This is a genomic window from Aeromicrobium sp. Leaf272 (assembly GCF_001422865.1).
In the GTDB taxonomy this organism is placed as follows: Bacteria; Actinomycetota; Actinomycetes; order Propionibacteriales; family Nocardioidaceae; genus Aeromicrobium.
On sequence record NZ_LMMY01000010.1, the window covers coordinates 234099 to 248237 of the forward strand.

The window sequence follows — 14139 nt, forward strand, 5'->3', positions numbered from 1 at the left end:
CTCCCACGGCGCCAGCCACGCCACGTCGGCGCGCCTCAGTCGCGCCCACGCGCCCGCGTCGGACCGCTTGAGCGGCCGGACGCCCACGTCGCCGTGCGACAGCTCGACCGGCCACCCCTTCACGTCCGGACCCTCACGTGTGGGCCTGCGGGTGGTCGGGACCGCCGTGGTCGACGCCCGCGAGCTGGTCGACCGCGTGCCCGACCACGGGGGCCAGGACCTCGATCGCGTCCTTGACGCCTCCACGGGACCCGGGCAGGTTCACGACGAGGGTGCTCCCTGCAACGCCGGCGAGGCCACGCGACAGCACGGCCGTGGGGACGCCCTTGGCGACGCCGGCCGCCCTCAGGGCCTCGGCGAGGCCGGGGAGCTCGCGGTCGAGCAGGGGTCGGGTGACATCGGGGGTCCGGTCGGTGGGGCTGATGCCGGTGCCTCCGGTGGTGAGGACGACCGCCGCGCCGGCCGCCAGCGCGACCGAGATCGCGTCGGCCACGGGCTCGCCGTCGGGCACCACGGCGGCGTCGTCGGTGTCGAAGCCCCAGGCGCGTAGCGCCTCCACGAGCATCGGACCCGTCTGGTCCTCGTAGACCCCGGCGGACGCGCGGTTGGAGGCGACGACGACCGCGGCACGGCGCCCCTCGACAGGCTCGGGGACCGAGGTCACGACGTGCTCCAGTCGCCGCTGCGGCCGCCGGACTTGGCCACGACCTCGACGTCGGTGATGCGCGCGTGCTTGTCGACGGCCTTCACCATGTCGACGACCGTGAGGGCCGCGACCGTGACGGCGGTCAGCGCCTCCATCTCCACGCCCGTGCGATCGGTCGTGCGCACGCTGGCACTGATCTCGACGGCGTCGTCGACGACGGTGAGGGACACGTCGACGCCGCTGATGGCCAACGGGTGGCAGAGCGGCACGAGGTCGGGGGTCCGCTTGGCCGCCATGATCCCCGCGACCCGCGCGACGCCGAGCGCGTCACCCTTCGGCACGCCCTCCCCGCGCAGCAGCGCCACGACCTCGGACGAGACCTCGACGCGACCCTCCGCGGTCGCGGTGCGCCGCGTGACGTCCTTGTCACCGACGTCGACCATGCGAGCGGCGCCCGTCTCGTCGACGTGCGTCAGGCTCTGCCGGCTCTCCGCCCGCGGCCCGGAACTCCCGTCGGGGTCAACCGCGCCCACGTCAGAAGGGCCTGTCGAGCACGAGGGTGCGCACGGTGTCGCCGAGGTTGAGCGCCGTCTCGTCCTCCCCCACCACGATGAGCGCGTTCGCGTGCGCCAGCGACCCGAGCAGGTGCGACCCGTGGCCGCCGAGCGGCGTCACCTTCGCCCCGCGGTGCGTGACCTCGAAGACGCCACGCACGTACTGGCGCCGACCCGGGGACGACACCACGTCCTGCGTGAGGACCGCGTGCACCATGGGCCGCCGGTACGGCGTGAGGCCCATGAGGCGGCGGATCGCGGGCAGCACGAACACCTCGAACGACACGTAGGCCGAGACGGGGTTGCCGGGCAGCGTGATGATCGGCGTCTGCTCGTCGAAGATCGTGCCGAAGCCCTGCGGCTTGCCGGGCTGCATCGCGACCTTGGGGAACGAGACGGTGCCGAGGGCGGAGAGGGTCTCCTTGACGACGTCCTTCTCGCCCTCGCTGATGCCACCGCTCGTGACCACGAGGTCGGCGCGCACCAGCTGGTCCGACAGCGTGCGACGGAACGTGCGGGGGTCGTCGCCCACGGCGCCGACGCGGTAGGCGATCGCGCCGGCCGCGCGCACCGCTGCGGCCAGCATGTAGCTGTTGCCGTCGAAGATCGAGTCGTAGTCGAGGTGGGCGCCGGGCTCGCGCAGCTCGTTGCCCGTGGACAGCACCACCACGCGGGGCCGCGGGCGTGCGGCCACACGACCGAGACCCAGCGACGCCAGGAGTCCGGCCTCACGCGGACCGACCACGGTGCCGGCCGGCAGCACGAGGTCGCCCTCGCGCACGTCGTCGCCGGCACGACGCACGTTGGCGCCGACGCGGGGGGCCGACGTGAACCGCACGCGGGCGTTCCCGCGGTCGGTGTCCTCGAACGGGACCACGGTGTCGGCGCCCCGCGGCACCGGGGCGCCCGTCATGATCTTGACCGCGGTGCCCGGGGAGATGGCGAACGGACGAGAGGTCCCGGCGTGGATGTCCCCCACCACGGGGAGCTCGACCGGCTGGGCCGTGCTGGCCTCGGCGAGGTCCTCGGCACGCAGGGCGTAGCCGTCCATCGCGGAGTTGTCGAAGCGCGGCAAGGAGATCGGGGCGCGCACGTCGGCGTGCAGCGGCAGGCCGAGCGACTCGACCACCGGCTGGTCGTACGGCTCGAGCGGTCCGATGCCGCGCAGGATCTGCTCGAGGTGGTCCTCGACCGTCAGGAACCCGTCGGGCACGCTCTGCGGACGCACCCGAGGGCGGGGTCCACGGACGGGAGCGGCGTCACCGGTCTGCTGACCGGTCTCGTTCCCCACGTCGGACGACATGCGCGTCAGCCTAACCGGGTGCCCGCCGGAACGCTGCGGGCCGTGCCGTCGTCGTCGAGCCGGGCGTCACCGACCACGACCACGTCGCGCTCGAACCGCCAGTCGCCGCGCACCGTCAACGACGACGCTCCCGACAGCGACGGGACGTGCGGCACCCGGGCGTCGAAGTCGGCGATCGTCGTGAAGAACCGGCGGTCGAGGTCCACGAGCGGGCGCGGGTCGACCGTGGCCCGGAGGCGCGCGTCGTCGCCGAGGCCGTACACGTCCGAGCGCAGCAGCATGAGGTCGTTGGTGGTCTTGACCGGCAGGAAGCGCGACCGGTCGACCTCGATGGCCGTGGCCCCGTCGAAGACCTCCACGGCTGCGCCCATCGCCGACTCGATCTGCACCACCTTCGGCGAGGTGGGGTCGGTGGGGTCGACGGTCTTCTCGTTGCGGATCAGCGGCAGCCCCAGCACGCCGTTGCTCGAGCGGAGCGTCTCGAGCAGGCGCGGCAGGTCGAACCAGAGGTTGTTGGTGTGGAAGAACGGGTGCACCGTCAGGTCGGCGGCCCTCTCGGCGTCCTCGTCGGCCGTCTGCGCCGTCTCGCGCAGCACCAGCCGGCCGTCGGACCGGCGGACCACGAGGTGGCCGCCCTTGACGTCGGCCGGGGTGCGCCGGCACACCTCGGCCGCGTACGGAGCGCCGGTGGAGGCGAACCACGCCATCATCGCCGGGTCGGGCGCGGCGCCGAGGTTGTCGGCGTTGGAGACCGTGGCGTATCGGTAGCCGGCATCGACCAGACGCTCCAGGACACCGGAGACCAGCAGCGCCGTGTACAGGTCGCCGTGCCCGGGCGGGCACCACTCGAGCGAGGGGTCCGCGTCCCAGGTGACCGGGGTGAGGTCGTCGGCGCGCAGCTTGGGCTCACGGTTCTGCAGGAAGTCCAGCGGCAGCCCGTCGACCTCGAGCCCCTCGTGCGCCGCAAGCGCCGCGAGGGAGTCGTCGCGGGTCCGGAAGCTGTGCATGAACAGCAGCGGGAGGGACACGTCGTGGTCGCGGCGCACCTGCTGGACCTGCCGGGCGATGACGTCGAGGAACGTGAGGTCGGCCCGCACGGGCAGCAGCGTCTTGGCACGGTCCATGCCCATCGACGTGCCGAGCCCGCCGTTGAGCTTGATGACCGCCGTGACGGCGGCGGCGTCGCGCTGGGCCTGCGCGTCGGACTCGACGTCGGCGGCGCGGTCGACGTCGACGAGCGGGTCGACGTCGGCTTCACGCACGAGCCCCGTCGCCCCTCCCTCGAGCTGGCGGTAGAAGTCGCTGAAGACCTCGATCGCCGGTGCGGCCACGTCGGCCCGTTCCATCTTCGTGCGCGCCAGCTCCAGTCCGTCCACCCGCCTAGGCTAGTCACATGGGCCGGTCGATCGCAGAGGCGAAGCATGCCGCGCGCCGCCCGTTGCTGGAGTCGCGCCGTCGTCGGACCCCCGACCAGCGGGCGGTCGTCGCGGAGGCGCTCGCCGCGCACCTGCTGGCGTTGCCGTCGATCGCCCGCGCCGGCCGCGTGGCGGCCTACCGTTCCATGGCCGACGAGCCCGGGACCGCGGTCCTCCTCGACGGTCTCGTCGCACGCGGGATCACCGTCCTGCTGCCCGTCACCCACGACGACGGGACGCTCGCCTGGGTCGAGCACGACCCGACGGCGGCCACCCGCAGGTCACGGCTCGGGGTCGACGAGCCGGTGGGCCCTGCCGTCGGCGAAGGAGCGCTCGACGGGGTCGACGTGGTCGTCCTCCCGGCCCTCGCCGCCGACCACCACGGACGACGTCTGGGGCGCGGCGCCGGGTACTACGACCGCGCGCTCGCGTCGCTGTCCGGGACGCGGCGCCCCCTCCTGGTCGCGCTGGTGCACGCCGACGAGCTGGTGCCGGAGGTGCCGCACGAGGACCACGACGTGCCGGTCGACGTGGTCGTCACCGAGAACGGGGTCTTCCGGGTCCCGTGACACCCGAGCCCGAGCGCAAGCACCGAGCAGCGCGTGCTGAGCAGGACTCGGCTCAGAGCACGGCCTGCCCGATCGGTCCCGGGTTGTGCGCGACCTCCCAGCGGAAGCCGGCGGGATCGGCGAAGTAGCCCGAGTACCCGCCCCACTCGCGGTGCTCCCCCGCCGCCACGTGGACGGCACCGGCCTCGCGGGCGGCCGCCAGCACGGCGTCGACCTCCTCGGGCGTGCCGACGTTGTGCGCCAGCGTGATCGGTGCGACGCCCTCGCCGCGGCGGATCGGGCCGACCTCGGCCTCGAAGCCGGCCTCGGACCACAGCGACAGCACGACCTTGTCGGCCACGCGGATCATGATCACCTCGTCGTCCGCCTCCAGCTCGACGGGCCAGCCGAGGCCGTCGACGTAGAAGCGGCGCACCGCGTCGAGGTCGGGCACGGCCAGGGTCACGAAGCTGAGACGGGGATCCACGGGTCAGACCTCGAGGCGCTCGGCGTCGCGGATCTCGCCGACGAGCTCCTCCAGCACGTCCTCGAGCATGATCACGCCCAGCACGGCGCCCGACTCGTCGGCCACCCGTGCCATGTGCGAGCCCTTGGCCTGCATCACGCGCAGCGCCTCGTAGAGCCCCGACCCCACGCCCACCGTGGACAGCGGTCGCAGCCACTTGTCGGCGATCGGCTCGTTCCGGGCGGTCTCGTCGGTCTCCAGCACGTCCTTGATGTGCAGGTACCCGGTGAGGTCGCCGCCGGCGTCGGTGACCGGGAAGCGGGAGAAGCCGGTGCTCGCGCACGCCTGCTCGACGTCGACCGGGGTGGCGGACGGCGCGATGGTCATGAGGCTCTCGCGCGGCAGCAGCACCTGGTCGACCCGACCGTCGTGGAACTCCAGCGCGCCCTGCACGAGGCCGTACTCGTCGTCGTCGAGCAGCCCCTCGCGACGGGACTCCTCGACGAGCCCGGCCACCTCGTCGTGGGTGTAGGTGGACGCCACCTCGTCGACCGGCTGCACGCCGAGCAGGCGGACCGAGAGGTTCGCGATGCCGTTGAGCGAGACGACCAGCGGCTTGAGGATCGCGATGACCACCAGCATGAACGGACCGAGCACGAGCGAGGCGCGGTCGGGCTTCACGAGCGCGAGGTTCTTGGGCACCATCTCGCCGAAGACGACGTGCAGGAAGACGATGATCGACAGCGCGATGACGAACGAGATGGGGTGCACCAGGCCGTCGGGGACGTTCGCGGCCTCGAACGCCGGCTCCATCAGGTGGGCGAGCGCCGGCTCGCTGATGGCGCCGAGCCCGAGCGAGCAGATGGTGATGCCCAGCTGGGCGGCCGCCATGGCGAGCGTGACGTTCTCCATGGCCTTCAGGGCGAGCTTGGCGCTGCGCGAGCCGGCCTGGGCCAACGGCTCCAGCTGGGTGCGCCGCACCGAGATGAGGGCGAACTCCGCCGCCACGAACAGGGCGTTGAGCGCCAGCAGCACGACGGTCAGGCCGATGCCGAACCAGTCACCCATGGTCGGCCTCCTCGCCGTCGGCGGGCCCCTCGATCGTCAACGTGACCCGGTCGATGCGGCGCCCGTCCATCCGGTCGATGGTGAGCGAGACGGGCAGCGGCTCCGGGTCGTCCTCGTCGTCGTCGGGCGTGGGGTCGACCTCGAGCCGGACCACGTCGCCCCGGACGCCGAGCCGGCCGAGCTCGGCGTGCATGAGGCCGGCGACGGTCTCGTAGTCCTCGCTCTCGGGGAGCGCCACGCCGGTCTGCTCGAGCACCTCGTCGGGCCGCAGCAGGCCCGACAGGGACCACGTGCCGTCCTGGCGGTGGCGGCTGGGCGACGACAGCCGGTCGTGCTCGTCGAGCACCTCGCCGACGATCTCCTCGACCAGGTCCTCCAGCGTGACGATGCCGTCGGTGCCGCCGAACTCGTCGACGACGACCGCCATCTGCATGCCCTGCTCCCGCAGGAGCACCAGGAGCGGGTCGAGCTCGAGGCTGTCGGGGACGGTCGTGACGGGGCCGGCGAGGTCGGACAGACGCACGCTCCTGCGGCGGTCGGGGTCGACGCCCACCGCCTGCTTCACGTGGACGATCCCGATCACGTCGTCGGGCGAGCGCCCCGTGACGGGGAAGCGGGAGTGACCCGTCTGCCGGGCGGCCTCGATCACGTCGAGGGCGGTGTCGCGCGCCTCCAGGAAGTGCACCCGGACGCGTGGGGTGCGCACGTCGGCGGCGGTGCGGTCGCCGAAGGCGATGCTGCGCGCCACCAGGTCGGCGGTCTCGTCGTCGATCGCACCCTCGCGCGCCGACCGGAGCACGAGCGAGCGCAGCTCGAGCGGCGAGCGGGCCGACCTCAGCTCCTCCTGCGGCTCGACGCCGAGCGCACGGAGCGTGCGGTTGGCGGTGCCGTTGAGGAACCGGATGGGCCAGGCCATGACCGTGGTGAACAGCCGCTGCGGCAGCTGGGTCACGGCCGCGGTGCGCTGCGGGAGCGCGAGCGCCAGGTTCTTGGGGATCAGCTCGCCCACGAGCATCGTCACGACGGTGCTGACGAACAGGGCGATCGCGTACGAGACCGCGCTCTGGGCCCCACCGGTGACGCCGAGGTCCTCCAGCGGCCCCCGGACGAGCCGACCGATCGCGGGCTCGGCGAGGAAGCCGATCGCGAGGTTCGTGATCGTGATGCCCAGCTGTGCGCTGCTCAGCTGGGTCGAGAGCGAACGCAGCGCCTTGAGGGTGCCGACCGCTCCGGCGTCGCCCTGCTCCGCGTCGCGCTCGACCGTGGCCCGGTCGACGGTGACGAACGAGAACTCCGCGGCCACGAACACGCCGCAGGCGAGCATCAGCAGGAACGAGAGGCCCAGCAGCAGAAGCTCGGTCATGCGGTCATTCCGGCTGAGTCGGGGTCGGTCACGATGCACTGAACTGTACCCTTTGCCCGTCAGGAGTTCCTGCCGGCTCAGCACCTGAGCGCCGGCATGACGTCAGGAGAGAAGACCCGTGCCGACCTACCAGTACCAGTGCACCGACTGCGGTGAAGCGCTCGAGGTGCACCAGTCGTTCACCGACGACGCGCTGACCGAGTGCCCTGCCTGCCAGGGCCGGCTCCGCAAGGTGTTCAACGCGGTGGGCGTGGTGTTCAAGGGCTCCGGGTTCTACCGCAACGACAGCCGTGGGACGACGACCTCGTCGGACTCCTCGAGCTCCTCGAGCACGCCGGCGAGCAAGGACTCCGGCGGTGCCAAGGAGAAGACCTCGACCAGCAGTGCGACGTCGAGCAGCTCGACGTCCTCCGGAGGCTCTGCCTCCTGACCCCGGCTCCCCGTGCTGCTTCGTGGTCCGCACCACGTGAGCCGCGCCGGGGCTGTGGACGACCGGTGGAGCGCAGACCGCCCCTTTCCTAGCCTGCACGGATGGACCGACTCCGCTCCGCCGTGCTCGACCACCGCCGACTCCTGGCCGCGGTGTGCACCGGCCTGGCCGTGCTCCTCACGGTGGTCGCGGTCCGCCAGCCCGGCGACACGGTCACGGTCGCCGTGGCGGCGGCCGACCTGCCCAGCGGGCACGCCCTGACCGACGCCGACGTCACCGTGGCCCGGCTCCCCCGCACCGCGGCTCCCACCCGCGTCCTCACCGACGTCGAGACGCTCCTGGGGCGACGCGTCGGAGGCCCCATGCGCGCCGGCGAGGTGTTCACCGACGCCCGGGTGCTCTCGGCCGGCACCACCGACCAGCTGCCCGAGGGCCACGTGGTGACCACGCTCCGCCTCGCCGACGCAGCGGCCACCCAGGGGCTGCGGGTCGGCGACCGGGTCGACGTCGTGGCCGTGGCCGCGCGCGACGACGGACCGAGGGCCACGGTCGTCGCGACGTCGGCGCAGGTCGCTGCCGTGCCCGCGCCGGACGGCGCCGAGGAGGCCACGCTCGCCGTCCAGACGCCACGCGAGACCGCCCTGACCCTCGCCCGTGCCGGTCTCGAGGCGCAGCTCAGCGTCGTGGCGGTCTCCCCCGGCACCGCCTGAGGAACCCACGGCGACGGTGCTCGGAGCCACGCACACCGTGCCCTACGCTCGAGGACGACCCTTCCAACCGTCCTAGGGGGACACCATGATCCAGGGATTCAAGGACTTTCTGCTGCGCGGCAACATCGTCGACCTCGCCGTCGCGGTGGTCATCGGCACGGCGTTCACCGCACTCGTCAGCGCCTTCACCAGCTCGTTCATCAACCCGCTGATCGGGCTGGTCAGCGGCGGTGGCACGGCGGGCGGCAGCTTCGAGGTGAACGGTCAGGTGTTCACCTACGGGGCGTTCATCACCGCCATCATCACCTTCGTGCTCACCGCGGCGGTCGTCTACTTCGTCGTCGTCGTGCCCATGAAGGCGGTCAACGAGCGTCTCTCGCGTGGCAAGGAGCCCGAGCCCGAGGGCGTCAGCGAGGACATCCAGCTCCTCCGCGAGATCCGCGACTCGCTGCAGCGTCCGATCGGCTGACCTCTGGTCTAGCCGCCGTGATGGGGCGGGACGTCCCGCATCAGCTCGTCGTCACGACGAGACGGTGCGGGCGTCCCGCCCTTCGTGCGTGGCGGTGGCGACACGTCGTCGTCGCGCTCGTCGCGCGTGGTGTCGGGCAGCAGGTCCCCGAGCAGCAGCGCGGCCCGGCGCCGGCGCTCCTGCTCCGCGCGCCGCGCCTCGTCGTCAGCCGACACCGTCGAGCCAGTCCGGGGTGAGCTTGGGGAACAGGGGGTGCCAGCCGGCGCGGTCGCCGAAGCGCTGCGAGCTGATGCGCTGCGACCGCGAGAACGTCTCGAGCCGCACGCCCGCGACCTTCTGGGTGATGCGGTGGTGGAAGCGCCCGCCGCGGCGCCCGCCCGCGAGCGCGAGCTGCTCGGCCAGGTCGGCACGACGGCAGGGCTCGGCGCCCACGTTGTAGGTGCCCACCGGCGCGGTGAGGGCCGACTCCGCTGCGGTGCCGACGTCGTCGACGTGCACGAGGTGGACCCACGACTGGGGGTCGCCCCAGCCGGTGGGCCGGCCGGACCGGGCACGACGCACCATCCAGCGCGAGCTGGGGTCGGGGCCGACGATCTGGCCGAAGCGCAGCACCACCACGTCGGCGCCGTGCCGGCGGACCGCCTCGGCGTGCTGCTCGGCCTCGGCCACCGTGTCGGTGTCGCGGGTGATCTCGACGGGGGCCTGCTCGTCGATCCAGTCGTCGCCACCGTCGGCGTAGATGGACGAACGGCTCTGCTGCACGAGTCGTGGGACGCCGGCCGTGAGGGCCGCCTGGGCCACCCGCTGCGAGCCGATCGCCCGGATCCGGTCGTTGGCCCGCCACGCGCCGGGGCGCAGCATCGACAGGCCCACCGGCATCCGTCCGGCGAAGTTGATGACGACGTCGCAGCCCCGCATGCCCTCGACGAGCGCGTCGGCGTCGAACACGGTGCCGCGGTGCGGGCGGCCGCCGTGGGCCTCGACGACGGAGGCGGCCCGGTCGGATCGGGCGAGACCGACGACGTCGTGTCCTGCGTCGACGAGACTCGTCATCGTCGAGCGGCCCATGACTCCGCTGGCTCCGGTGAGAAAGACCTTCACGTTCTGGCTCCGTGACGTCGGGTGGTGTACCGCCGTGTGTGGACTGGTGTCGACCGCCGGTCGGGCGATCGATCGATCGGACCAGGATAGCGGAACCGGGCCCAGGGCCCTCAGGCGTCGCTGTCGGCCAGCTCGGAGACGAGGGGGACGACGTCGGCGATCGAGTCGACGACGCGGGTGGGCCGGAACGGGAACCGGTCGACCTGGCCCGGGGAGGTGGAGCCGGTGAGCACCAGGATCGAGCGGAGCCCGGCCTCGAGCCCCGAGAGCACGTCGGTGTCCATGCGGTCGCCGATCATGACGGTGGTCTCGGAGTGCGCCTCGATGCGGTTCAGAGCCGTGCGCATCATGAGCGGGTTGGGCTTGCCCACGAAGTAGGGCTCGACGCCGGTGGCCTTCGTGATGAGCGCCGCGACCGATCCGGTGGCCGGCAGGCTGCCCGACGGAGAGGGACCGGTGGGGTCGGGGTTCGTGGCGATGAACCGGGCCCCGCTCTCGATGAGCTGGATGGCCTTGGTGATCGCCTCGAAGGAGTAGGTGCGGGTCTCGCCCAGCACCACGTACTCGGGGTCGCGGGTGGTCATCACGTAGCCGACGTCGTGCAGGGCCGTCGTCAGCCCGGCCTCGCCGATCACGTAGGCGGTTCCCTCGGGACGCTGCTCGCTCAGGAACTTGGCGGTGGCCAGGGCCGACGTCCAGATCGCGGACTCCGGGATGTCGAGCCCGGCGGCGTGCAGGCGGGCCCGCAGGTCGCGCGGGGTGAAGATCGAGTTGTTGGTGAGCACCAGGAACGGGCGCTCCTGCGTGCGAAGTGCCGCGATGAAGTCGGCCGCACCGGGGATGGCGCGCTCCTCGTGCACGAGGACGCCGTCCATGTCGGTGAGCCACGAGACGACGGGCTTGGTCATGGCTTCTCCTGGTGGATGGAGTGCGTGCGCACGAAGTCCCAGATCAGCTGGGTCGCGTCCACGTCACCCTTGGCCGGTCGGGTCCGGGGCGAGTCGACGGTGGCGCCGGGCGCGTCACCGCCGGGCCAGCGGTGCTTGCCGGCGCCCAGGAAGTAGGCCTCGACGTCGGCGCCGCCCGCGCACGGCGTGTAGGCGAGGTGGACGACGCCACCGGGCAGCTTGGTGCGCGCACCCGGCAGGCACCCGTTCTGCTGGGCCCAGCGTGCGGCCGTGAGCACCGCCGACGGGAGCCGCCCGATCTTCGTCTTGGCGGCACCCTTGAGCGGGACGACCTTGTCCTTCATGCCGTGGAACACGATGAGGGGCCGGGCGGGCGCCTGGGCGCACTCGGGGGTGCGGTAGGGGCCGGCCACCGACGCGTACGCGGCGAAGCGGTCGTCGTCGCGGCACGCGAGCGCCATCGTGAGGGCGCCACCGTTGGAGAAGCCGACGGCGTAGGTGCGCGACTCGTCGGTGCAGGTCGTGCTGCGGACGTCGTCGAGGAGCGCGTCGACGAAGGCCAGGTCGGCCCCGTCGCGACCGTCGACCTCACGGAACCGCCACGCGGGGACCTTGCCGAGCGCCTGGGGTGCCACGACCACGGCGTCCTCGGTGTCGGCCAGCTGGTCCATGCGGGTCATGCGCAGCATCGACTCCGGATCTCGTCCGAGACCGTGGAACAGCACGACGACCGGCAGCGGGCGGCTGCCGTCGTAGCTGGCGGGTACGTGCACGAGGTAGCGCCGGTCGGCGCCACCGAAGGTCATGGTGCGCTGGCTCGTGCCGATGATGCCGGGCGCGGGGGTGCTGCACGGACCGTCGGCGACGGGCGGGGCCGCCGGCTCGTCGGAACGCGCCATGGTGGTGCCGGCGAGCACGAGGCTCGCCGTGAGCACCGACGCGAGGAGGACGAGGAGCGGTCCCGAGGCATGCGTGCGAGCACGACGGACCAGGGACACCACGGGCACATCCTACGCGGCGCGGACCCCGGCCTCGGCATCGTCGACGCGTCGGCCGTCACCCGCGCTCCGGGGCGCGCACCCCCTGCGGGCGGTCAGCCGTCTGCGGGAGCGACCACGGAGGCGAGCCCCGCAGGCTGCGGGTGCTCGCTGGTGCACCGGGCCCCGGGGTCGATCTGGTGCACGACGGCGTCGACCAGCCACTGGTCACCCGCGCCCCGGCACTCGACCACGACGTACACGCTGGACCCGTTGTGGGTACCCAGCGCGACCACGCCGCTCATCGCCGCGGTGTGGAAGTCGGCGAGGATCCTCTGCTGCTCGCGCACGCCGCTGACCTCGTACACGACCACGGTCCAGGAGCGTTCGTCCATCCGTGACATGAGGCCTCCGAGGTGCGCGGGCGTGCTGCGTGGTGCGGTGAGCGTACGACCGATCCCGCGTCGGCGCGCGTCGGCGACGTGACGACCTCGCCGGAGAGGGTGACGGATCGGCGGACCGCACGGATACTGGGTCGATGAACCTGCGCCGCGTCTCCGTCGTCCTGTGCGCGAGCGCCTCGCTCGCCGCTGCCCTCCTGGTCGGGGGCACGCCGGCCGCCACCTCCGCTGCCGCCGAGGCCCCGGCCCTGGACGTCGAGGTCGTGCAGTCCGGACTCGTCCATCCTTGGGCGCTGACGTTCCTGCCCGACGGTTCGATGCTCTACACCCAGCGCGACGCCCGGACCGTGACGATGCTCGAGCCGTCGGGCCGCTCGACGGTCGTCCTCTCCCGCCCGGCGGGCATGTGGAACGGCGGCGAGACGGGGCTCATGGGGATCGAGACCTCCGTCGACTTCGCCAAGACCGGCCTCTTCTTCACCTGCCACGGCTACCGCTCGGGCTCCACCGCCGACGTCCGTGTGGTCGCCTGGAAGCTGGACCGGACCACGCGCAAGGCGACCTTCTCGCGCAACCTCGTGACCAGCCTGGTCTCCCGCTCGGGGCGCCACGGCGGCTGCGCCCTGGAGCGCGGCGCGGGCTTCTCGCTCTACATCGGCACCGGCGACGCGGCCCGACCGGACGTGCCGCAGGCGCCTCGGTCCGGCGGCGGCAAGGTGCTCCGCGTGGTCAGCTCGACCGGCAACGGGTACCGCGACAACCCGTGGGGCACGGCCGCGAACGCGATGCAGCGGCGGCTGTGGACCTACGGCCACCGCAACGTGCAGGGGCTCGCGCGTCAGCCCTCCACGGGCCGCATCTGGTCGGCCGAGCACGGCTCGTACCGCGACGACGAGATCAACGGCCTGGTCAAGGGCGGCAACCACGGCTGGAACCCCGTGGCGCGGAAGGCCGGCGACCCGTTCTACAACGAGGGCGCCAACTCGCCCATGACCGACTTCGCGATCCCAGGAGCGCAGCGGGCAGCGTCGTGGAGCTCCGGCCAGCCGACCATCGCCACCAGCGGAGCCGCGTTCGTGACGGGCGAGGGCTGGGGTGCGCTCGACGGCGCGCTGGCGGTCTCGGCGCTGAAGGGTCAGCACCTGCGCTTCCTCACGTTCGACTCGGCCCTGAAGCTCGTCGACGACGTGCGCCCGCCGGAGCTCGACGGGACGTACGGGCGCCTGCGGGGCGCGCAGCTCGGCCCCCACGGCGCGCTCTACGTGACGACGTCGAACGGGTCCGACGACAAGATCCTGCGCATCACGCCGCGCTGACGGGACGCCACGGCGGCGCGCAGGTCCCGGCTCAACGCTCGTCGAACGGCGTCATCGGCGGCGCCAGGTGCTCCAGCTCGGCGAACCGGTGGCTCCACGGCGAGCCCTGCTTCATCCGTTCGCCGAGCGCCGTGCGCTGCCCGTCTCCCCAGAGCGGGGGCGTGCCCGTGGCCGTCGCGACCGTGCCGGCGGCGGCGAGCAGGACGGTGGACAGCCCGCTGCGCCGGCGGGTGGGGGCCACGTAGACCTGGTCCACCTCTCCGGTGCGCGGCCACCACCGAACCGCACCGGCCTGGTCGGCGGCGCGGACGCCGGCCTCGCGCGGCAGACGTCCCTGCAGGACCTCACCTGCCGGGACCGTCCCGCCGGCGAAGGCGACGAGGTTGGTCGCGGGCTCACGCTCCTGGGGCTCGTGCACCTGCACGAACCAGAGCCCACCGGTGCGCTCGAGCAGCGCGGGGGCG

General features: G+C 72.9%; 18 protein-coding genes. 5 read left to right on the plus strand and 13 right to left on the minus strand.

Annotation, left to right across the window (positions count from 1 at the left end; genetic code table 11):
* Positions 1-133 precede the first annotated feature (133 nt).
* From ASF38_RS06385 to ASF38_RS06400, 4 genes are all read right to left on the minus strand, one after another.
* Complete coding sequence (locus ASF38_RS06385) at positions 134-664, minus strand: molybdenum cofactor biosynthesis protein B (RefSeq protein WP_055969087.1); 531 nt, start codon at positions 662-664, stop codon at positions 134-136.
* Positions 661-1089: a cyclic pyranopterin monophosphate synthase MoaC gene (gene moaC, locus ASF38_RS06390; RefSeq protein WP_056580971.1), complete on the minus strand. Its 429-nt coding sequence runs from the start codon at positions 1087-1089 to the stop codon at positions 661-663. The genes ASF38_RS06385 and moaC overlap by 4 nt, the downstream gene beginning before the upstream one ends.
* 91 nt (positions 1090-1180) lie before the next feature.
* A complete protein-coding gene (gene glp, locus ASF38_RS06395; protein ID WP_082480489.1) occupies positions 1181-2503 on the minus strand; it encodes a gephyrin-like molybdotransferase Glp in 1323 nt (440 codons plus the stop codon).
* A 5-nt stretch (positions 2504-2508) separates the two neighbouring features.
* Positions 2509-3849 (minus strand): UTP--glucose-1-phosphate uridylyltransferase, encoded by a 1341-nt coding sequence (locus ASF38_RS06400; protein WP_056574742.1) that lies wholly within the window; start codon positions 3847-3849, stop codon positions 2509-2511.
* Between the two features lie 47 nt (positions 3850-3896).
* Here ASF38_RS06400 and ASF38_RS06405 point away from each other — a divergent pair, with 47 nt between their 5' ends.
* Complete coding sequence (locus ASF38_RS06405) at positions 3897-4487, plus strand: 5-formyltetrahydrofolate cyclo-ligase (protein ID WP_056574486.1); 591 nt, start codon at positions 3897-3899, stop codon at positions 4485-4487.
* 52 nt (positions 4488-4539) lie between these two features.
* Here ASF38_RS06405 and ASF38_RS06410 read toward each other — a convergent pair whose 3' ends face one another.
* From ASF38_RS06410 to ASF38_RS06420, 3 genes are read right to left on the minus strand one after another with little or no spacing between them, the layout of a single operon-like run.
* Positions 4540-4953 (minus strand): VOC family protein, encoded by a 414-nt coding sequence (locus ASF38_RS06410; RefSeq protein ID WP_055969096.1) that lies wholly within the window; start codon positions 4951-4953, stop codon positions 4540-4542.
* A gap of 3 nt (positions 4954-4956) precedes the next feature.
* A complete protein-coding gene (locus tag ASF38_RS06415) occupies positions 4957-6000 on the minus strand; it encodes a hemolysin family protein (protein WP_055969099.1) in 1044 nt (347 codons plus the stop codon).
* Positions 5993-7363, minus strand: a complete 1371-nt coding sequence (locus ASF38_RS06420; protein WP_056574490.1) for a hemolysin family protein — start codon at positions 7361-7363, stop codon at positions 5993-5995. Before ASF38_RS06420 ends, ASF38_RS06415 begins: the two co-directional genes overlap by 8 nt.
* A gap of 118 nt (positions 7364-7481) precedes the next feature.
* On the opposite strand from ASF38_RS06420, the gene ASF38_RS06425 reads away from it, so the two are divergent.
* The 3 genes from ASF38_RS06425 (at position 7482) to mscL (ending at position 8972) form a co-directional block, all read left to right on the plus strand.
* Positions 7482-7793, plus strand: a complete 312-nt coding sequence (locus ASF38_RS06425; RefSeq protein WP_055969105.1) for an FmdB family zinc ribbon protein — start codon at positions 7482-7484, stop codon at positions 7791-7793.
* Positions 7794-7894: 101 nt separating this feature from the next.
* Positions 7895-8503 carry an SAF domain-containing protein gene (locus ASF38_RS06430; protein WP_056574493.1) on the plus strand — a complete coding sequence of 203 codons (609 nt, stop codon included), beginning with the start codon at positions 7895-7897 and terminating at the stop codon, positions 8501-8503.
* Positions 8504-8588: 85 nt separating this feature from the next.
* Entirely contained in the window at positions 8589-8972 is a 384-nt protein-coding gene (gene mscL / locus ASF38_RS06435) for a large conductance mechanosensitive channel protein MscL (RefSeq protein ID WP_055969111.1), read from the plus strand.
* A gap of 8 nt (positions 8973-8980) precedes the next feature.
* Here the strand turns inward: mscL and ASF38_RS06440 are convergent, their stop codons facing one another.
* From ASF38_RS06440 to ASF38_RS06460, 5 genes are all read right to left on the minus strand, one after another.
* Complete coding sequence (locus ASF38_RS06440; protein ID WP_056552521.1) at positions 8981-9187, minus strand: hypothetical protein; 207 nt, start codon at positions 9185-9187, stop codon at positions 8981-8983.
* Complete coding sequence (locus ASF38_RS06445) at positions 9177-10073, minus strand: NAD(P)-dependent oxidoreductase (RefSeq protein WP_156364663.1); 897 nt, start codon at positions 10071-10073, stop codon at positions 9177-9179. The genes ASF38_RS06440 and ASF38_RS06445 overlap by 11 nt, the downstream gene beginning before the upstream one ends.
* Positions 10074-10183: 110 nt before the next feature.
* On the minus strand, positions 10184-10981 hold the full coding sequence (locus tag ASF38_RS06450) for an HAD-IIA family hydrolase (RefSeq protein ID WP_055969122.1): 798 nt from the start codon (positions 10979-10981) through the stop codon (positions 10184-10186).
* The gene (locus tag ASF38_RS06455) at positions 10978-11982 is read right to left on the minus strand and encodes a PHB depolymerase family esterase (RefSeq protein ID WP_156366816.1); all 1005 of its coding nucleotides are present in this window, start codon (positions 11980-11982) and stop codon (positions 10978-10980) included. Before ASF38_RS06455 ends, ASF38_RS06450 begins: the two co-directional genes overlap by 4 nt.
* Before the next feature lie 92 nt (positions 11983-12074).
* A complete protein-coding gene (locus ASF38_RS06460; protein WP_055969128.1) occupies positions 12075-12353 on the minus strand; it encodes a hypothetical protein in 279 nt (92 codons plus the stop codon).
* A gap of 143 nt (positions 12354-12496) precedes the next feature.
* Between ASF38_RS06460 and ASF38_RS06465 the strand changes: the two genes are divergently transcribed.
* Positions 12497-13675, plus strand: coding sequence for a PQQ-dependent sugar dehydrogenase (locus ASF38_RS06465; RefSeq protein ID WP_056574499.1), 1179 nt, complete (start codon positions 12497-12499; stop codon positions 13673-13675).
* A 31-nt stretch (positions 13676-13706) separates the two neighbouring features.
* Here ASF38_RS06465 and ASF38_RS06470 read toward each other — a convergent pair.
* On the minus strand, positions 13707-14139 hold a 433-nt coding region (locus ASF38_RS06470; RefSeq protein WP_200914438.1), incomplete at its 5' end, for a hypothetical protein.